The sequence below is a fragment of the Achromobacter deleyi genome (genome assembly GCF_902859705.1).
GTDB classification, from domain to species: domain Bacteria; phylum Pseudomonadota; class Gammaproteobacteria; order Burkholderiales; family Burkholderiaceae_B; genus Achromobacter; species Achromobacter deleyi.
Map to the genome: position 1 here is coordinate 140,905 of NZ_CADIJO010000006.1, position 17,229 is coordinate 158,133.

Annotated in this window: 18 protein-coding genes; 6 read left to right on the forward strand and 12 right to left on the reverse strand. The window is 65.3% G+C overall.

The annotated features are described in order from the left end of the window. Positions 1 to 40: 40 nt before the first annotated feature. The 11 genes from HV798_RS11320 to pmbA form a co-directional block, all read right to left on the reverse strand. Complete coding sequence (locus HV798_RS11320) at positions 41 to 655, reverse strand: hypothetical protein (protein ID WP_175193384.1); 615 nt, start codon at positions 653 to 655, stop codon at positions 41 to 43. Positions 656 to 662: 7 nt separating this feature from the next. Further along, positions 663 to 959 carry a hypothetical protein gene (locus HV798_RS11325; RefSeq protein WP_175193385.1) on the reverse strand — a complete coding sequence of 99 codons (297 nt, stop codon included), beginning with the start codon at positions 957 to 959 and terminating at the stop codon, positions 663 to 665. A 135-nt stretch (positions 960 to 1,094) separates the two neighbouring features. Further along, positions 1,095 to 1,487 carry a 30S ribosomal protein S9 gene (gene rpsI, locus HV798_RS11330; protein ID WP_006388641.1) on the reverse strand — a complete coding sequence of 131 codons (393 nt, stop codon included), beginning with the start codon at positions 1,485 to 1,487 and terminating at the stop codon, positions 1,095 to 1,097. Between the two features lie 9 nt (positions 1,488 to 1,496). Further along, on the reverse strand, positions 1,497 to 1,925 hold the full coding sequence (gene rplM, locus HV798_RS11335; protein ID WP_006217309.1) for a 50S ribosomal protein L13: 429 nt from the start codon (positions 1,923 to 1,925) through the stop codon (positions 1,497 to 1,499). A gap of 329 nt (positions 1,926 to 2,254) precedes the next feature. Beyond that, positions 2,255 to 2,968, reverse strand: a complete 714-nt coding sequence (locus HV798_RS11340; protein ID WP_025137591.1) for an ABC transporter ATP-binding protein — start codon at positions 2,966 to 2,968, stop codon at positions 2,255 to 2,257. Next, positions 2,965 to 3,753, reverse strand: a complete 789-nt coding sequence (locus tag HV798_RS11345) for an ABC transporter ATP-binding protein (RefSeq protein ID WP_025137592.1) — start codon at positions 3,751 to 3,753, stop codon at positions 2,965 to 2,967. The genes HV798_RS11340 and HV798_RS11345 overlap by 4 nt, the downstream gene beginning before the upstream one ends. After that, positions 3,746 to 4,621, reverse strand: coding sequence for a branched-chain amino acid ABC transporter permease (locus HV798_RS11350; protein WP_175193386.1), 876 nt, complete (start codon positions 4,619 to 4,621; stop codon positions 3,746 to 3,748). Before HV798_RS11350 ends, HV798_RS11345 begins: the two co-directional genes overlap by 8 nt. Before the next feature lie 3 nt (positions 4,622 to 4,624). Beyond that, positions 4,625 to 5,506: a branched-chain amino acid ABC transporter permease gene (locus HV798_RS11355; protein ID WP_025137594.1), complete on the reverse strand. Its 882-nt coding sequence runs from the start codon at positions 5,504 to 5,506 to the stop codon at positions 4,625 to 4,627. 84 nt (positions 5,507 to 5,590) lie between these two features. Continuing rightward, positions 5,591 to 6,745 carry an ABC transporter substrate-binding protein gene (locus HV798_RS11360; RefSeq protein WP_175193387.1) on the reverse strand — a complete coding sequence of 385 codons (1,155 nt, stop codon included), beginning with the start codon at positions 6,743 to 6,745 and terminating at the stop codon, positions 5,591 to 5,593. 266 nt (positions 6,746 to 7,011) lie between these two features. After that, complete coding sequence (locus HV798_RS11365) at positions 7,012 to 8,109, reverse strand: twin-arginine translocation signal domain-containing protein (RefSeq protein ID WP_025137596.1); 1,098 nt, start codon at positions 8,107 to 8,109, stop codon at positions 7,012 to 7,014. A gap of 186 nt (positions 8,110 to 8,295) precedes the next feature. After that, positions 8,296 to 9,660 carry a metalloprotease PmbA gene (pmbA, locus tag HV798_RS11370; protein ID WP_175193388.1) on the reverse strand — a complete coding sequence of 455 codons (1,365 nt, stop codon included), beginning with the start codon at positions 9,658 to 9,660 and terminating at the stop codon, positions 8,296 to 8,298. Between the two features lie 58 nt (positions 9,661 to 9,718). Between pmbA and yjgA the strand changes: the two genes are divergently transcribed. The 6 genes from yjgA to HV798_RS11400 all read left to right on the forward strand — a co-directional run bounded on the left by yjgA (position 9,719) and on the right by HV798_RS11400 (position 14,642). Continuing rightward, positions 9,719 to 10,270 (forward strand): ribosome biogenesis factor YjgA, encoded by a 552-nt coding sequence (gene yjgA / locus HV798_RS11375; RefSeq protein ID WP_175193389.1) that lies wholly within the window; start codon positions 9,719 to 9,721, stop codon positions 10,268 to 10,270. Positions 10,271 to 10,286: 16 nt separating this feature from the next. Then, complete coding sequence (locus HV798_RS11380; protein WP_175193390.1) at positions 10,287 to 10,967, forward strand: alpha/beta hydrolase; 681 nt, start codon at positions 10,287 to 10,289, stop codon at positions 10,965 to 10,967. Positions 10,968 to 11,271: 304 nt separating this feature from the next. Then, positions 11,272 to 12,288, forward strand: a complete 1,017-nt coding sequence (locus tag HV798_RS11385) for an ABC transporter substrate-binding protein (protein ID WP_175193391.1) — start codon at positions 11,272 to 11,274, stop codon at positions 12,286 to 12,288. Continuing rightward, positions 12,288 to 13,100, forward strand: coding sequence for an ABC transporter ATP-binding protein (locus HV798_RS11390; RefSeq protein ID WP_025137601.1), 813 nt, complete (start codon positions 12,288 to 12,290; stop codon positions 13,098 to 13,100). The genes HV798_RS11385 and HV798_RS11390 overlap by 1 nt, the downstream gene beginning before the upstream one ends. A gap of 3 nt (positions 13,101 to 13,103) precedes the next feature. Next, entirely contained in the window at positions 13,104 to 13,940 is an 837-nt protein-coding gene (locus HV798_RS11395; protein ID WP_175193392.1) for an ABC transporter permease, read from the forward strand. Positions 13,941 to 13,949: 9 nt separating this feature from the next. Next, the gene (locus HV798_RS11400) at positions 13,950 to 14,642 is read left to right on the forward strand and encodes a cysteine hydrolase family protein (protein WP_175193393.1); all 693 of its coding nucleotides are present in this window, start codon (positions 13,950 to 13,952) and stop codon (positions 14,640 to 14,642) included. A gap of 46 nt (positions 14,643 to 14,688) precedes the next feature. Here the strand turns inward: HV798_RS11400 and HV798_RS11405 are convergent, their stop codons facing one another. Further along, on the reverse strand, positions 14,689 to 17,130 hold the full coding sequence (locus tag HV798_RS11405; protein WP_175193394.1) for a bifunctional acetate--CoA ligase family protein/GNAT family N-acetyltransferase: 2,442 nt from the start codon (positions 17,128 to 17,130) through the stop codon (positions 14,689 to 14,691). Positions 17,131 to 17,229 lie beyond the last annotated feature (99 nt).

Genomic DNA, 17,229 nt, shown 5'->3' on the forward strand with positions numbered 1-17,229 from the left:
TGAACTCTTCGTAGAACGAAAATGGATTGTATCGCTCGTATCACGCCGAGATGGCGGACAGGGCTCTCAATTCTTCCAGCAGGCCTGGCCTGGGCTGGTCCAGCACCTTATCCTGGATATCCAGGACGACAGACTTGATGAGGTCCGTCTTGTTTAACGCCGTACTGGCCTCCAGGCGACGCAACGCTTCGCCTACCCGGGCAGGCACCTTCATGGACAAGCGGCGCCGCGGGGCTCCGCGCCTTTCGGGAAACCGGGCGGCGGCCTTGTCAAACGCGGCTCTCAGCAATTGCGGGGCCTTGTCGCTCTGAGCGGCCTTGTGCATGAAATAGGACAGCAACACGCGACGGAAATCGGTCGACGCCCGATTATCGATCGTGTGCACGGCGTAATCCAGGATATCCACGTACACAGCGGGCAGATTCGTTTCGATCGATTCCAGGGCCTGTTTGCGCGCCTTGCTGATCGCGGGCGTGGATTGCGCGGGAAGAGACACCGTCCGCCCGCAACGATCACACACGCCCACCAGAATATTCCTTGCCGCCCCGGAACCATCACTGAACGGCACGTCACGGCGCAGGAACGTCGTCTTCACCAGTGCGGCGCAGTCATGGCAGACCGCGGTGCCCTTATCGCCTTCCAGAAAGATTTTCATGACACGCTCAACGATGAACACTGATGAATATGGTGGAAGGATTTGCGAAGTAAAACTTCACATACCAACCGCGGGACCGTATGACGTGGCAGTCGATCGCCAGATCAGCATGCAATCGGCTGCACGCGTAACTTGCACCATCACTGCCGCGAATGATGCCGGCGACGTCCTCCGCGCTGACCTCACCGGTAGCCAGCAGGTTCTTGACATTGATGTGGTCACGAGCCTCGTGCTGGTAATCACCGCTATGAAGCGCGGCCAAGATGGCCCGCTTGACCGCCTTGAATCCCTGCGGCTGCGCCATCTCGGGCTCCCGACTTGAATTATACGACACTCATCGTATTAATCGAAGTACAGAAGCGTCAACGACGTAGTTGCCGCAGAATGAAATTGCCGGATAAAAAAAAGCCCGCTCGAAAGCGGGCTTTTTTCGCAGCGATTAACGCTTGCTGAACTGCTTGCGACGACGTGCCTTGCGGAAGCCGACCTTCTTGCGTTCGACTTCGCGGGCATCGCGGGTCACAAAACCAGCTTGCGACAGTGCGGGCTTCAGGGTCGCGTCGTAGTCGATCAGGGCACGCGTGATGCCGTGACGAACTGCGCCGGCCTGGCCGGTTTCACCGCCGCCGTGCACGTTGACCTTGATGTCGAACGATTCCAGGTGGCCGGTCAGTTCCAGCGGCTGGCGCACGACCATGCGGCCGGTTTCACGAGCGAAGAACTCGTCGACGGGCTTGCCGTTGACGACGATCTTGCCGGTGCCCTTCTTGATGAAAACGCGAGCCACCGAAGTTTTGCGACGGCCGGTTCCGTAATTCCAGTTACCGATCATGGCGTTTCCTTAGATATCCAGCGTCTTGGGCTGCTGGGCGGTGTGCGGGTGCTCGGCACCAGCATAGACCTTCAGCTTCTTGATCATGGCGTAGCCCAGAGGACCCTTGGGCAGCATGCCCTTGACGGCCTTCTGAATGGCGCGACCGGGAAAACGCTCTTGCATTTTCTCGAAGTTCGTTTCGCGGATACCGCCCGGGTACGTGGTGTGGCGGAAGTACTTCTTGTCCTTCGCCTTGGTACCGGTAACGACGATATCGGAAGCGTTGATGATGACGATGTAATCGCCGGTATCAACGTGCGGCGTGAATTCAGGTTTGTGCTTGCCACGCAGACGACGTGCGACTTCGCTGGCCACACGACCGAGGACTTTGCCCTTGGCGTCGATCACAAACCAGTCACGTTGGACTTCATGCGGCTTGGCCACAAAGGTCTTCATGATGGTTCCTAGATAAAAATGGTATCTGGCAGGACTATCCAGCCAGGCTGTTTTCCTTTTCCCAAACACTAGGCCGCGAAAAACCCGAGGCAAACCCCGGACTTCTCAGGCCCCTATCGACGTCCCGCCTAAGCGTTATTACCCGCCCGTGCAATGGTCAAAATGAGGGAAAGCCTGAAATTCTACCACGGATGCTCAAAAATTGGGCAGACCGGGCAGATTTCAGGCTGGACGACGGCCGCCCCAGGGGACAGCCGTTGCATTTTTAATCGGGGACGCAAAACAAGCCTGCCGGCCCTGTTTTCCGCCCCCTGCCCTGGCGGCGCCGATCAGGCGCCCAGGTAGGCTTCGAGCACGCGCGGGTGGCCGAGCAGGCCGCGGCCGGTGCCGGCCAGCGCCATGGCGCCGTTTTCCAGCACGTAACCGTGCTGGGCGATCTTCAGCGCCTGGCGCACGTTCTGTTCGACCAGGAACAGGGTCAGGCCGTCGGCATTGATGGCGCGCAGCGACCGGAAGATTTCCTGCACCACGATGGGCGCCAGGCCCATCGACGGCTCGTCCAGCAGCAACAGGCGCGGCTTGGCCATCAAGGCCCGGCCGATCGCCAGCATCTGCTGTTCGCCGCCCGACAGGTTGCCGGCGATGCCCGTGATGCGTTCTTTCAGGCGCGGGAACAGGTTGAACACGTATTCCAGATCGTTGCCGACGTTCTTCAAGCCGCGGCGGTAGGCGCCCAGCTCGAGGTTTTCCAGCACGGTCATGGTGGTGAGGATGGCCCGGCCTTCCGGCACCTGGACGATGCCGCGCGCGACCAGCTGGTGCGGCGCCAGGTTGGTGATGTCTTCGCCTTCGAAGAGGATCTTGCCGCGCGCCTTGGGCAACAGGCCCGACAGCGCCAGCAGCGTGGTCGACTTGCCGGCGCCGTTGGCGCCGACCAGGGCGGTGATTTCCTTGGCTTCCAGGTCCAGGTCGATGCCGCGGACAGCTTCGATGTGGCCGTAGTTGACCTCGAGTCCGCGGACTTCCAGCATGGCGCTGCTCATTTTGCGGCCTCCGCTTGTTCGGTGTCGTCTTCGTCTTCGCGACCCAGGTAGGCCTCGATGACCTGCTCGTTGTTGCGGATCTCTTCAGGTCCGCCGCAGGCGATGATCTTGCCGAAGTTGAGCACCGCGATGCGCTCGCACAACCCCATGACGAAGCGCATGTCGTGCTCGATCATGAGGATGGTGTAGCCGCGGTCGCGGATGGCCAGGATTTCGCGCATGAGCTCGGCGCGTTCGCCGGTGTTCATGCCCGCCACGGGTTCGTCCAGCAGCAGCAGCTTGGGCTCGGTGGCCAGCGCGCGCGCCAGCTCCAGGCGGCGCTGTTCGCCGTAGGACAGGTTGTCGGCCAGGTCGTTAGCCTTGTGGTCCAGGCGCATCCAGGTCAGGAGCTCGTGAGCGCGTTCGCGGGCCCGCTTTTCGTGCTCGCGGTAACCCGGCAGGCCCAGCAGCAGGCTGGGGAAGCCGTAGTTCATGTGGCGATAGGCGCCCACCACCACGTTTTCCAGCAGCGTCATTTCCTTGAAAAGACGGATGTTCTGGAAGGTGCGGGCGATGCCCATGCGGGTGATCGCGTGCGGCTTCCTGTTCAGGACGCTTTCGCCGTTGAACGTGATGGTGCCGCCGCTGGGCGGCAGCAGCCCGGTGATCAGGTTGAACACCGTGGTCTTGCCGGCGCCGTTCGGGCCGATCAGGCCGAAGATGGAACCTTGGGGCACGGACAGGCTGACGTCATGCAGCACATGCAGGCCGCCGAAGCTCTTGGAGACGGAGGAAAGTTCAAGCATGGCGCTTGCCTCCTTGGCGACCTTGACGCATCCAGCGCTTGAAGCGCGCCGGATCCCAGATGCCTTGCGGCAGGAACAACACAATCACCACCAGGATCACTCCGTTCGCGATCAGGCGCAGGTCCGCAAAACCGCGCAGCAATTCGGGCAGCACGGTAATGATGAAGCTGCCCAGCACGGGACCGGCCAAACCGCCGATGCCGCCCAGGATCGCCATGGTCAGGATTTCAACGCCACGATCAAAGCCGTATTCGTTGGGGCCGATGAAAAAGGTCAGGTGCGCATTCAAGGCGCCGGCCAGGCCCGCGATCATCGCGCCGGCCACGAAGGCCAGCATCTTGTTGGCACGCACGTCGATGCCCATCAGGCCGGCCGCCGTTTCGTCGCCGCGAATGGCGTCGAACGAGCGTCCGATCTTGGAGGCACGGACACGCCACAGCACGAACAGGACGATGACGACCGCCAGCACCACGTGCCACCACTGCGTCAGTTGCGGGATGCCGTTAAGGCCCAGCGCGCCGCCGGTGAGGGACTCGGTGTTCAGGATGGTCACGCGGACGACTTCGCCAAAGCCCAGCGTGGCCATGGCCAGATAGACCCCCGACAAGCGCAAGGTCGGCAATCCGATCAGCGCCGCCACCAGGGCGGGCGCCGCCATGCCGCCGGCGATCGCGACCGGGAACGAGACGTCGTAGTTCATGGTGAGCAGCGCGGCGGTGTACGCCCCGATGCCCATGAAGGCGGCGTTGGCCATGGCCAGCATGCCGCAGGCCAGGGTCAGCCAGATGGAGAGGGCCAGCAACGCGTTGGTGCCCAGCGTGAGCACCAGGTTGCCGTAGATGGCCCAGAAGTTTTCGAATCCGCTCATTCTTTAAGCCTTGCGTTGAACCACTTTGCCGAACAGACCTTGCGGGCGCACCAGCAGGATCAGGAACAGCAGGCCGAAAGCCACCGCGTCTCGCATGGTGGAGCCGATGTAGGCCACCGACAGCACTTCCGCGAACCCCAGGAAGAGACCGCCCAGCATGGCGCCGCGAATGTCGCCCATGCCGCCCAGGATGATGACCGCGATGCCCTTGTGCAGCATCGGCTGGCCCATCAGCGGGAACAGCGCGTTCGAGTACAGGCCGATCAGCACGCCGGCAACACCCCCCAGGGCGGCGGCGGCGAACGAGGTCGTGACGAACAACTTTTCGACGTTGATCCCCAGCAGCCAGGCGGCCTTGGGCGATTCGGCGATGGCGCGCAGGGCGCGGCCGAACTGCGTGCGGCGCATGACGAACATCAGCACGGCCATCAGGGCGAACGACAGGAAGATGATGCCCAGTTCGATGACGGTCAGGTGCAACCCGGCGATTTCGATGACATCTTCAGGCACGGTGCCGTGCGGGAAGCGCAGGTTGCTGGCGCCGAAGATGCTCTGGGCGCCGTTGTTCAGGATGATGCCCACGCCAATCGTGGCGATCATGGGGATCAGGTGGGGCGCGTTGCGCTTGCGCAGCGGCTTGAGCACCAGGTAGTCGATGATGACCCCGGTGAAGCCGGCCACGAAAAAGGCGACCATCAGCGCCGCCCACAGGGGCAGGCCGAATTGCTGGACCACGAACAGTGCCGCGTAGGCGCCAACCATGAAGACGGCGCCATGCGCCAGGTTGATCACCCCGAGCACGCCGAAGATCAGCGTGAAGCCCAGCGCGAACAGTGCATACACACAGCCCAGCGACAAGGCATTGACGAATTGTTGTTCGAACATGATGGGACTTTCCAAATCAAAAGCGCCCTGCGGACGGCCGGGCCGTCCGCAAGGCGCATCCCCCCGCGCGGGGATGCGTAGCGCTTACTTCTCGATGACGTACTTGCCGTCTTTGGTCACGCTGACGATCGGCGCCTGGTCGGCGTCGTAGCCGGCGGGCTTGCCAGCACGGTCGGTGGCCTGACGGAACTTGAAGGCGCCGGTGGCGCCGGTCCACGTCACGGCGGGCAAGGCGTCGCGCAGGGCAGCGCGGTCCTTGGTGAGGTCGCCGGAGAGCTTGGTGTTCTTCAGGCCCTGGGCGACGATGTACATGGCGTCGTAGGACTGGGCGGCGAACTGGTCGGGCGAACCGTTGAACTTGGCCTTGTAGGCGTCGATGAACTTGACGTTCTCAGGGGCCTTGTTCTCGATCGACCACGGGCTGCCGATCCAGAGATTGTTCGACGCGCCGCCAGGGGCCAGGTCGAAAATCTTGACCGAGTTCATGCCGTTGCCGCCGATGACGGGCACGTTGATGCCCAGTTGGCGAGCCTGCACCATGATCGGGGCGCCTTCGGCCAGCAGTGCGGACAGCACGATGGCGTCGGGGTTGGTGCCCTTGATCTTGGTCAGCTGAGCCTTGAAGTCGACGTCGCCCTTGGCGAAGGTTTCCGTGGTGGTGACCGGGATCTTCTGGTCTTCCAGGGCCTTCTTGAAGTTGTCGTAGCCGCTCTTGGTGAAGACGTCGTCGTTGCCATAGAGCACCGCCACGTTCTTCAGGCCGGTCTTGGCCTTGACGGTGGAGATGGTGGCCGGCAGCACGTCGGCTTCGGTGACCGAGTTGCGGAACACGTAGTTGCCGATGGACGTGATGCCGTCCGCGGTGTTGGACGTGCCGAAGGCGACCGTCTTGGCAGCCTGGGCAATCGGGTCGGCGGCCTGGGCCGAGTTCGACAGCGTCGGGCCGAAGACCATCAGGACGTTGTCCTTGAAGATCAGCTTCTTGAAGACGTTGATCGCTTCTTCTTTCTTGCCTTGTTCGTCCTCGACCACGAGCACGATCTTGTTGCCGTTGATCCCGCCTGCGGCGTTGATCTCGTCGGCCGCCAGCTGGAAGCCGTTGCGGATCGAGACGCCGTACTGGGCGGCGCCGCCGGACAGGGCTTCAGCCACGCCCAGCTTGATGTCAGCCGCGTGCGCAGCCGGGACGATGCCGGCAGCGATCAGCGCGGCCAGCAGCTTCTTGGTCTTGGATTGCATGGTTGATACCACCTTAAAGTCTGTCTCGGAATGTTGGTTATCCGGGCTGGAGTGATCCCGCCGGATTGACGTCCAATGCCGCCTGAAGGCGTCATGTTTGCGCGTCAAGACCCGGGATATTACTCCTTTGTATCAGGCGGAAACTCGAATGCCGTTCAACAAAAGGATCAAAACCGCCCACTTTTTTGTAAAAAAACCGGGGTTATCAGCGAAAACCCCACCTCCAGCCGAATGCCATTCGGCATCCGGATCCTGCCTTCGGGAAGCTAGCTACGGGCGGACAGCGCCACGCCCAGATACTGGTCGTAGGCGCCTTCGGTCAGCCGGAACCACGGCATGCCGTTGTCGCGAAAGCCCATATAGCTGTCGTGGATGGCCTTGAACTTGGCGTCTTTCTCGTTCAATTCCTTGTAGACCTGCTGGGCGGCCTCGAAGGCGGCGTCCATGACCGACCGCGGGAAAGCGCGCACCTGCGCGCCAGCAGCGGCCAATTGGGCCAGCGCGGCGGGGTTGCGGGCATCGAAGGCCGCCGTGGTCTTGACGTGCACGGCCAGGGCGGCGGCCTCGACCACCGCCTGGTAGTGCTTGGGCAGCTTGGTCCAGGCGTCTTCGTTGATGTAGAGCGACAACTGTTCGCTGGCGGCCCACCAGCTGGGGCCGTAATAGAACTTGCCGACCTTGTTCAGGCCCAGCTTGGCGTCCTCGGCGGCGCCGGTGCCGGCCACAGCTTCCAGTCCGTCTTTCTCGACGGCTTCGGCCAGCTTGGCCAGGTCAGCCTGCTGCGGCGCCACGCCCAGGTGGGCCAGCACCTGCCCGGCCAGGCCGTCGACCCGCATCTTCAGGTCTTTCAGGTCGGTGGCGCGCTTGATTTCGCGCTTGGACCAGCCGCCCATCTGCGGGCCGGTGTTGCCCAGCGGGAAGTTGACGATCTTCTGCGCCTTGAACAGCTCGCGCGTCAGGCGCAGGCCGTCGCCTTCGAGCATCCAGGCGTTCATGCGGCTGGCGTCCAGCCCGAACGGCACGGCCGAATCGAAGCAGAAGGCGGGGTTTTTGGCGAAGTACAGGCTGGATGACACGTGGGCGCATTCGACCTTGGCGGCGCCGACGGCGTCCATCAGGTCGGCCGCGGGCGCGATCTCGCCATCGGCCTGCTGGCGGATGGTGAACTTGCCGCCGGTGGCGTCGGACACGAATTTGCAGAACGCCTGGCCAGCGCCGACCCGCAGGTCCAGCGCGCCGGGAAAGCCGGACGCCAGGCGCCAGCTGAGAGAGGGGGAATCCTGCGCCAGGGCCGGCGCACTGACCGCCGCGCCCGCCGCCACGGCGCCCAGGCCGGCCTGCTTCAAGAATGAACGTCGTTGCATCTCTTTGCTCCTCTGCCGCGATACTAGTTTGAGCAATACCCGCCGGATATTACACGCTGGCATGGCCCGGGACGGCTAGAGGAAATCCCCAGCGATCAAGGATTGCAAAGACACAAACGGCGACGCCCGCCGGCCAGGGCCTTGCAGGGCCCCGCCCCGGCGGGCGTCGCATGGCGTCGCGGCGGATCAGGTGCCCGCGATGGCCATTTGCTCGATCAGGATCGAGCCGGTGGTCTTGGTGCCGCGCGAGATGGTGTCCGCGCCCACCGCGACGATCTGGCGGAACATGTCCGCCAGGTTGCCGGCGATGGTGATTTCCTGCACGGCGTGCTGGATCTGGCCGTTTTCGACCCAGTAACCGAACGCGCCGCGGGAATAATCGCCCGTGACGTAGTTCACGCCCTGGCCGATGAGCTCGGTGACCAGGAAGCCCGTGCCCATTTTCTTGAGCATGGCTTCGAAGTCGTCGCCGCGGCGGGTGAGCGTGGACGAGAAGGTCAGGTTGTGCGAGCCGCCGGCGTTGCCGGTGGTCTGCATGCCCAGCTTGCGGGCGGTGTACGAAGACAGGAAGTAGCCTTCGAGCACGCCCGCGGTGACCACGCTGCGCTTGCGGGTGCGCACGCCTTCGTCGTCGAACGGCGAACTGCCCATGCCGCCGCGGATGTGCGGGTCTTCGGTCAGGTTGATGTGGTCCGGGAAGATGGGCTTGCCCAGGGCGTCGAGCAGGAAGCTGGCCTTGCGGTACAGCGCGCCGCCGTTGGCGGCCTGCGTCAGGGCGCCAACCAGGCCCAGGGCCAGCGGAGCCTCGAACAGCACCGGGAACTTGCCGGTGCGGATGCGGCGGGCCGACAGGCGCGACAGCGTGCGTTCGGCGGCGTAGCGGCCCACGGCCTCGGGCGAGGCCATCTTGCCCGGATCGCGCTCGGACGTGTACCAGTAGTCGCGCTGCATGCCGTTGCCGCGGCCGGCGATCGGCGCCACCGACAGGCTGTGGCGCGAATACGGATAGCCGCCCAGGAAGCCGCGGGTGTTGCCCATGACGAACTGGCCTTCGTAGGTGCCCACCGTGGCGCCATCGGTATTGGTGATGCGCGAATCGACCTCGCGGGCCGCGCGTTCGGCGCGCAGGGCCAGCTCGGCGGCTTCTTCGGTCGAGACCGTCCAGGCCCGATGCAGGTCCAGGTCGGGGAATTCGGTGGCCAGCTGGTCGGCGTCGGGCAGGCCGGCGGCCGGGTCGGCGGCGGTGTGGCGTGCGATGTGCCAGGCCGCTTCGACGGTCTGGCGCAGGGCCGCCTCAGAAAAGTCGGAGGTCGAGGCGGACCCGCGGCTCTGGCCGGCGTAGACGGTGAGGTCCAGCGAGCGGTCGCGGGTCTGTTCGACGGTTTCGATGTCGTTCTTGCGCACCGATACCGACAGGCCCAGGCTTTCAGAGACTTCGGCCGCGGCGTCCGAGGCGCCAATCTGGCGGGCGTACGCCAGCGTTTGCTCGACCAATTCGGAAAAACGCGCGTGATTGGCCGCCAGCGGCAAGGAGGAGGAGGATTTGACCATTGCTGTCCAATTTGCAGAGACGGTTATCATAGCCAAGTCTGTCATTGCGCAGTTTTCCATGAATTCCCATACCGAAGAAGAATCCGTCGACGAAGGCTACGACGAGAACGGCTACGACCGCCCCAGCAAGTCCCAGATCAAGCGCGAAATGCATGCGCTGCTGGACCTGGGCAAGCAGTTGATCGCCCTGTCTCCCGAACGCCTCAAGCAGTTGCCCCTGGCTGAACGCCTGTACGAAGCCATTCGCATGGCGCAGCGCACCACCGGCCGCGAAGGCCTGCGCCGCCAGGTGCACTTCGTGGGCAAGCTGATGCGCGACGCCCCCGCGGACGAAATCCGCGCCCAGCTCGATGTCTGGGAAAACGGCTCGCGCGAAGAAACCGCCGCCATGCACCGCCTGGAAACCCTGCGCGATCGCCTGCTGGACGACGACGACGCCCTGACCAAGCTGCTGCACGACAATCCGCAGGCCGACGTGCAGCAATTGCGCGCCCTGATCCGCGCCGCCCGCAAGGAAAAAACGGCCAACGCCGCCCTGCTGCAAGGCCAGGATCCGCAAAAGAAGCACTATCGCGCGCTGTTCCAGGCGCTCAAGACCCTAACCCTCTGATTTCCCCCCGCCGTCCATGAACGCACCGACCGACCTGCTCGATTGCATCGAGATCGAAACCGCCCCCACCCCCACGCACGCCGTCATCTGGCTGCACGGCCTGGGCGCGGACGGCAACGATTTCGCGCCCATCGTGCCCGAACTGGACCTGCCGGCCGGCGCCGCGGTGCGCTTCGTCTTCCCGAACGCCCCGGTGCAGCGCGTCACCATCAACAACGGCATGGCGATGCGGTCGTGGTACGACATCCTGGTCATGGACCTGGTGCGGGTCGAGGACGCCAACGGCATCCGCGCGTCCGAAGCCGCCATCAAAAAGCTCATCGCCCGTGAGAACGCGCGTGGCATTCCCACCTCCAACATCGTGCTGGCGGGGTTTTCGCAGGGTTGCGCCATGACCCTGCACACAGGCCTGCGCCTGCAGGAAAAGCTGGCTGGCATGATCGGGCTGTCGGGTTACCTGCCCCTGCTGGGCACCGCCGAGGCCGAACGCGCCCCGGCCAACCAGCGCACGCCCATCTTCCTGGCCCACGGCCAATACGACCCGGTGGTGTCGCTGCCGCGCGCCCAGGCCTCGCTGGCCGAACTGGAACGCCTGGGTTACGACGTGCGCTGGCACACGTACCCGATGCCGCACTCGGTCTGCGCGGAAGAAGTGGCGGATATCTCGCGCTTTTTGAACGACGTGCTGGCGGGATAACGCCCGCCCGCCGCGGGCGATCCGCCGGGATTGCCCGGCTGCCATCCCCAGGCCGCCATCCCTTTTCTGTATACCAAGTGGTATTCCAGCTCCGGTTCTTCGGAAGCTGACAGGCGCCCTTTCCTAGGGAAAAACGCCAATCCCAAAATCCTTGTCGCCCCTTGGTATTGAATATAGTATTCAAACCACGCCGTATCGGCCCGGGCGATCTCTGTTCGGGCTTCCCTGTTGTTGCAGTCGATCCATCCCATTGGCCGTGTCGCGCCGGGTTTCGGCGAGGCATACAGACGCAGGAGAAAGTCCCGTGAAGCCCTTGCCATTGCCCCGCCGGGCAGTCGCGGCGCTGCTTGTCGCGCTGGCGCCCGCGCTCATCCCTTTCGCCGCCCACGGCGAAGCGCTCAATCCCCCCGTGAAGGTCCGCTACGAAGAGGTGGTGCGCTCCATTCTCTACGTGCCCAAGTACGTGGCCCTGTCGCAGGGCTACTTCAAGGACGCCGGGCTGGACGTCTCGATGAAGACCTCCCAAGGCACCGACAAGGGCATGACCGCCCTGCTGTCGGGCAGCGCGGACATCGTGCTGATCGGCCCCGAGGCGTCGATCTATGTGCAGAACAGCGAATCGCCGGTCAAGCCGAAGATCTTTGCCGGCTTGACGGCCACCGACGGCTTTTTCCTGCTGGCGCGCAAGCCGGTCGAGAAATTCGACTGGAGCATGCTCAAGGGCAAAGAGGTGATCGGCTTTCGGCCCGGGTCCAATCCCATCGTGTTCCTGGAAACCGCGCTGCGCAAGCACGGGCTGGACCCGCAGAAGGACGTGAAGCTGCTGAACAACATCGGCATTCCGGCGCGCGCCGGCGCCTGGATGGCCGGCCAGGGCGAATACGGCATCTTCCTGGAGCCCGAGGCCGGCGAGCTGGTACGCAACGGCAAGGGCTACATCGTGGCCTCGGTGGGCCATGAAGTGGGCCAGGTGGACTACACGGTATTCACCGCCACCGACAAATACATTCGCGACAACCCCAAGGTGATCCAGGCCTGGACCGACGTGGTGGCGCGCGCCGAGAAGTACGTGAAGGACACACCGGCCGCCACGCTGGCGCCGCAGATCATGACGTACTTTCCCGGCATGGACGCGGCGGCCGTGACTGATGCGATCGACCGCTACAAGCAATACCAGATCTGGAAGACCTCGCCGCTGGTCACGGCCGACGCGATGAACCAGCTGCAGGACATGCTGATCGCCAGCGCGGTCATGAAGGAAGGCGCCCGCGTCAAATACGAAGACGTGGTGGTGGCCGACTTTGCCAGGAAGGCCCCGTGATGAGCGCCGTCGTCCATAACCTGAAACCGGAAGCGGCCACGGCGAAGATCGAGCTGCGCGACGTCTGTCTCAGCTATTTCACGCCGGAAGGCGAGACCGAGGCCCTGTCGCAGGTGTCGTTCGCGCTGGCGCCAGGCGAATTCGTCAGCCTGATCGGGCAAAGCGGTTGCGGCAAGAGCACGCTGCTGTCGTTGATTGCCGGCCTGATCACGCCGACCTCGGGCGCCGTGATGATCGACGGCCAGGCGGTCACCGAGCCGAACCCGCGGATCGGCTACATGCTGCAGCAGGACTACCTGTTTGAATGGCGCACCATTCTGGACAACGTGATGCTGGGCGCCGAAATACAGGGCCGGCGCGATGCCCGCAGCGAAGCGCGCGCCGTGCATCTGCTGGAAAAATGCGGGCTGGGCGCCTTTCTGACGCACACGCCGCGCCAGCTGTCCGGCGGCATGCGGCAACGCGCCGCGCTGGCGCGCACGCTGGTCACCGAGCCCGATGTGATCTTGCTGGACGAACCCTTTTCCGCGCTGGATTCGCAGACCCGGCTGGCCATTTCCGACGAGGTGGTCGACATTCTGCGGCGCGAAGGCAAGACGGTGGTGCTGGTGACGCACGACATCGGCGAGGCCATCGCGATGACCGACCGAGTGATCGTGCTGTCGCGTCGGCCCGGCCGCCTGAAAAGCCAGTACCGCATCCATTACGGCGACGGCGCGCGCCCCACGCCATTCCAGGCGCGTTCGCGGCCGGAATTCAACGCCTACTTCAAACAGCTCTGGGACGAGCTGGACGTCCACGTGGAGGGTTGAGCCATGAATGCACCCATCGCCAACACCGTGCCGCTGCGCGCCGTGCCCGCGCCCAGCCAGAAATACCAGGACTACCTGCGGCGCGACCGCGCCCGCCGCCGCAATATCCGCCTGGCCCAGGCGCTGCTGCTCGTCGTATTCCTGTGCGCCTGGGAGATCCTGCCGCGGATGCACATCCTGAACCCGCTCTTGACCAGCTACCCCAGCGCGCTGTGGCCCACGTTCATCGACCTGTGGGCCAACGGCAACCTGGCGCACCACATCCTGACCACGCTGTCGGCCACGCTGGTGGGCTTTACGCTCAGCATGGTGATCGGCATCGTGGTGGCCGCGGCGCTGTGGTGGTCGGACTTCCTGTACAAGGTGCTGGACCCGTTCCTGGTGGTGGCCAACGCCATGCCCAAGATCGCCTTCGTGCCCATCTTCTACCTGTGGCTGGGCTCGGACTATGCGGTGTACGGCATGGCCGTGGCGATCGCCGTGTTCGTGACCATCATGGTGGTGTATGCGGGCTTTCGGGGCATCGACCTCAACAAGGTCAAGCTGGCGCGCACTTTCGGGGCCAGCCGCTGGCAGGTGCTGGTCAAGGTGGTGCTGCCCGGCAGCGTACCGACGTTGATCGCCGCGGTGAAGATGAACATCGGCCTGGCGCTGGTGGGCGTCATCGTGGGCGAATTCCAGTCGGCCGATTCGGGCCTGGGCTTTCTCATCATGAACGGCAGCCAGGTCTTCAAGCTGAATATCGTCATGACCGCCATCACCATGCTGGCGCTGATTTCCAGCGTGATGTACCTGGTGGTGTACCGCATCGAAGCCGCGGTGGCGCGGCGCTACGGATAAGGAGCCGCCATGCAGATTCCGCAATGGGTCCAGGACCGCGTCATTGCTCGCCAGGGCTGCCTGCACCCCTATGACACGCTGCCGGGCGCGCGCTGCGCCGTGGTGGTGATCGACATGCAGCAGTATTTCACCCTGCCCGGCTACCAGGGCGAATGCGCCGCCGCGCGCGGCATCATCGAGCCGGTGAACCGCCTGTGCGACGCAGTGCGCGCGGCCGGCGGCACGGTGGTGTGGGTGCAGACCGCGTCCGACAACGCCGACGCCTTCTGGTCGCACCACCACGGCGTGATGCTGACGCCCGAGCGCAGCGCGCGGCGCCTGGAAACCCTGCGGCGCGATTCGCCCGGCTACGCGCTGCATCCGGACCTGCGGCCCGATGCCGGCGACCTGCGGGTGACCAAGCGCTTCTACAGCGCCATGGCGCCGGGTTCGTCCGAACTGGAACCGCTGCTGCGCGGGCGTGGCGTGGATACCTTGCTGATCGCCGGCACGGTCACCAACGTGTGCTGCGAGTCCACCGCCCGCGACGCGATGATGCGCGACTTTCGCACCATCATGGTCGACGACGCGCTGGCCGCGGTGACGCCGGCCGAGCACGAGCACGCGCTGCACGGCTGGCTGCTGTTCTTTGGCGACGTGCTGTCGGTGGATGAAACGGTGGCGCGGCTCAAGCCTGCGCAGGCGGCGCGCAAGACCGCCTGACGAAGCCGCACCCACCCGGCCTGCGTACGGGGGCAGCCCCCGTGCGTCAGTCCAGGTTCAGCCAGACCCGCCGCATGGTTGGGTCTTCGGGGTCGGCGTCGTTGGTGAAGCCCAGGCTGGTCATCAGCGACAGCATGGGCCGGTTGGTCGACAGCACCAGCCCGTCGATGTATTCCAGCCCCTGCTCGCGCGCCGCGTCGATCAGCGCCGTCATCAGCTGGCGGCCCAGGCCGCGGCGCTGCCAGTCGTCGCCGATCACCAGCGCGTATTCCGCGCCGCGCCCGTCCGGGTTGCGCAAATAATGCGCGAAACCGACCAGGACCTCGCGCGGATGGCCGCGGTTGGCCGGGTTGGGCACCTGCGTGGCGGCCACCAGGGCCAGCTCGCGGTGGTAGTCCACCTGGGTGTAGCGCGACACCATGCGCGGAGTCAGCTCGCGCATCATCGACACGAAGCGCATGTAGCGCGAGCGTTCGGACAGGCCGCGGATGAATTCCTGCAAGGGCTGCGCGTCTTCGGGGCGGATCGGCCGCAGCACCCACGGAATGCCGTCGGCAAAGCGGCGCACCTGCACCAGGCGCGCCGGATACGGGTGAATCGCCATGTGCGGATAGCCGGCGGTCTGTGGTGATTCGCAGCCCGGCTTTTCGGTCAGCGTCATGCGCAGGCCACCGGCGCGCAGATGGGTTTCACCGGCGTAGAGCGGATCGATGTCCAGCGTTTCGATGTCGGGCAGTTCGGACACCAGTTCAGACACCAGCACCAGCGCCTGCTGCAAGGCTTCGGCGGCCAGGTGGCCGACGCGCGGCGCCAGCACCTTGCGCCACAGGCGGCTGCGTTCGATCAGCTGGCGCGCCAGGAAGCCGTTCAGCGGCGGCAGGTCCATGCCGCGGTCGGACTGCGACAGCACGGCGTCCGGGCCGCCCGCGCCAAAACGCACGACCGGGCCGAACTGCGGATCGCGCCGCACCCGGATCGCCATGGGACGGGATTCCGGTTCGCCCAGCGCCACGTCCACCGGCATGTCGCGCAGCGGCACGTAGAACAGGGCCAGCAGCGCGCGGACTTCGGACGTATTGAGTTCGCGCCGGCAATCGGCCCGCACCCGCGCCAGGATGTCGCGCGCGGCGGCCAGGTCGGGCACGTGGGTGGCCGGTTCGGGCGGCTGGGTCTGCAGCAGCAGCTGCTGGTTGTAATGGTGCGAGGCCAGCACGCCGAAGGCGTCGGCGGCCGATTCGGGCGTACGGAACGCGGACGTGCCGGCATCGTCCAGCATGCGCCGCAGCGGCCGCATGCCGGCGTCGCCCATGAAACACGTGACCACAGGCTTCTTGGCCTTGGGCGCGATCAGCGCCAGTTCCCGCGCCACGGCGGGCATGTCGGCCAGCGCATCGGGCGCCAGCAGCACCAGCACGCCGTCCACGCCGGCATCGTCCAGCACGGTGTCCAGGATGGCGCGGATGCGCTCCGGCGTCAGCGGGGTGTAGGTGATGACCGGGTTGGCGCTGGCCGCGTCGGGTTCCAGCATCGCCGCCAGCGCACGCTGCGTAGCCGGCGCCAGGTCGGCGCGCAGCACGGCGGCGTCCGGGCCGATCAGGTCCATGGCCAATTGCGGGGGGCCGCTGCCGTTGGAGATCAGCGCCACCCGCCGGCCCTTGGGGCGACGGGTATAGCCCAGCACCTTCACGGCCGAGAACAACTGCACGAAGTAGCGCACCCGCACGGCGCCGGCACGGCGCAGGGCGGCGTCGAAGATGGCGTCGGCGCTGTCGGTGTCCGCCCGGCCCGCCTTGAGCACGATGACCGGCTTGACGCTGGCCGCGGCCCGCAGGGTGCTCATGAATTCGCGCGCCGGCCCGACGTCTTCCAGGTAGAGCACGATGCTGTCGGTGCGCGGGTCGCTGGCCAGGTAGTCCAGCACCTTGGACAGGCCCACCACCGCCTCGTCGCCCAGCGACACGGCGGTGGAAAAACCGATGTGCACGTCTTCGGCCCAGTCCATCACGGCTGCCATGATGGACCGCGACTGCGCCAGCAGCGCCACCCGGCCGGCGCGCGCCAGCACCGGATGCTGGCTGAGATTCAGGCCGGCATGGGGCCGCTGGGCGCCGAACGAGCGCGGGCCCAGCAGTTCGCAGCGGTTTTCTTCGGCCCAGGCGCGGCACAGCGCCAACGTGCCGCGCGGATACGGATCGGGCAGTTCGTGCGGCAGCAGGATGACCGAACGCGGCGCCAGCGGCGACAGGCGGCGCAGGGTTTCGGGTAGCACGGCCGGCGACACGCAAACCAGGGCCAGATCGGGGCGTTCACCCGCGGCCAGGCCTTGCAGGGCCTCGGGCAGGTCGGGTGCGGCGCCGGTTTCGCAAGCCACGACGGTGGTGCGGGCCTTGAGCGCTGGCGACAACGAGCCCGCCGCCGGCAGGGGCCGGTCGGCAACGATCACCAGCGAACTGGGTTCGAACATCGGGGCAAGAGCGTGTCGCAGCATGTCGTGGGCGGGCGCTAATCTAAAATACCGTTCATCGTAACAAGACAACCCCGCCGTCCGCTTGACGCGGACCCTGCCCGACGCCGCTTTGTGGCGCCG

Bases quoted from the DNA above. Each gene is read 5' to 3' on its own strand.
- HV798_RS11395 (WP_175193392.1), top strand. From the start codon at position 13,104: ATGAATGCACCCATCGCCAACACCGTGCCGCTGCGCGCCGTGCCCGCG.
- HV798_RS11400 (WP_175193393.1), top strand. From the start codon at position 13,950: ATGCAGATTCCGCAATGGGTCCAGGACCGCGTCATTGCTCGCCAGGGC.
- HV798_RS11350 (WP_175193386.1), bottom strand. From the start codon at position 4,621: ATGAGCGGATTCGAAAACTTCTGGGCCATCTACGGCAACCTGGTGCTC.
- HV798_RS11380 (WP_175193390.1), top strand. From the start codon at position 10,287: ATGAACGCACCGACCGACCTGCTCGATTGCATCGAGATCGAAACCGCC.
- HV798_RS11345 (WP_025137592.1), bottom strand. From the start codon at position 3,753: ATGCTTGAACTTTCCTCCGTCTCCAAGAGCTTCGGCGGCCTGCATGTG.
- yjgA (WP_175193389.1), top strand. From the start codon at position 9,719: ATGAATTCCCATACCGAAGAAGAATCCGTCGACGAAGGCTACGACGAG.
- HV798_RS11325 (WP_175193385.1), bottom strand. From the start codon at position 959: ATGGCGCAGCCGCAGGGATTCAAGGCGGTCAAGCGGGCCATCTTGGCC.
- pmbA (WP_175193388.1), bottom strand. From the start codon at position 9,660: ATGGTCAAATCCTCCTCCTCCTTGCCGCTGGCGGCCAATCACGCGCGT.
- HV798_RS11360 (WP_175193387.1), bottom strand. From the start codon at position 6,745: ATGCAATCCAAGACCAAGAAGCTGCTGGCCGCGCTGATCGCTGCCGGC.
- HV798_RS11340 (WP_025137591.1), bottom strand. From the start codon at position 2,968: ATGAGCAGCGCCATGCTGGAAGTCCGCGGACTCGAGGTCAACTACGGC.
- HV798_RS11355 (WP_025137594.1), bottom strand. From the start codon at position 5,506: ATGTTCGAACAACAATTCGTCAATGCCTTGTCGCTGGGCTGTGTGTAT.
- HV798_RS11320 (WP_175193384.1), bottom strand. From the start codon at position 655: ATGAAAATCTTTCTGGAAGGCGATAAGGGCACCGCGGTCTGCCATGAC.
- HV798_RS11365 (WP_025137596.1), bottom strand. From the start codon at position 8,109: ATGCAACGACGTTCATTCTTGAAGCAGGCCGGCCTGGGCGCCGTGGCG.
- HV798_RS11390 (WP_025137601.1), top strand. From the start codon at position 12,288: ATGAGCGCCGTCGTCCATAACCTGAAACCGGAAGCGGCCACGGCGAAG.
- rpsI (WP_006388641.1), bottom strand. From the start codon at position 1,487: ATGATCGGTAACTGGAATTACGGAACCGGCCGTCGCAAAACTTCGGTG.
- rplM (WP_006217309.1), bottom strand. From the start codon at position 1,925: ATGAAGACCTTTGTGGCCAAGCCGCATGAAGTCCAACGTGACTGGTTT.
- HV798_RS11405 (WP_175193394.1), bottom strand. From the start codon at position 17,130: ATGCTGCGACACGCTCTTGCCCCGATGTTCGAACCCAGTTCGCTGGTG.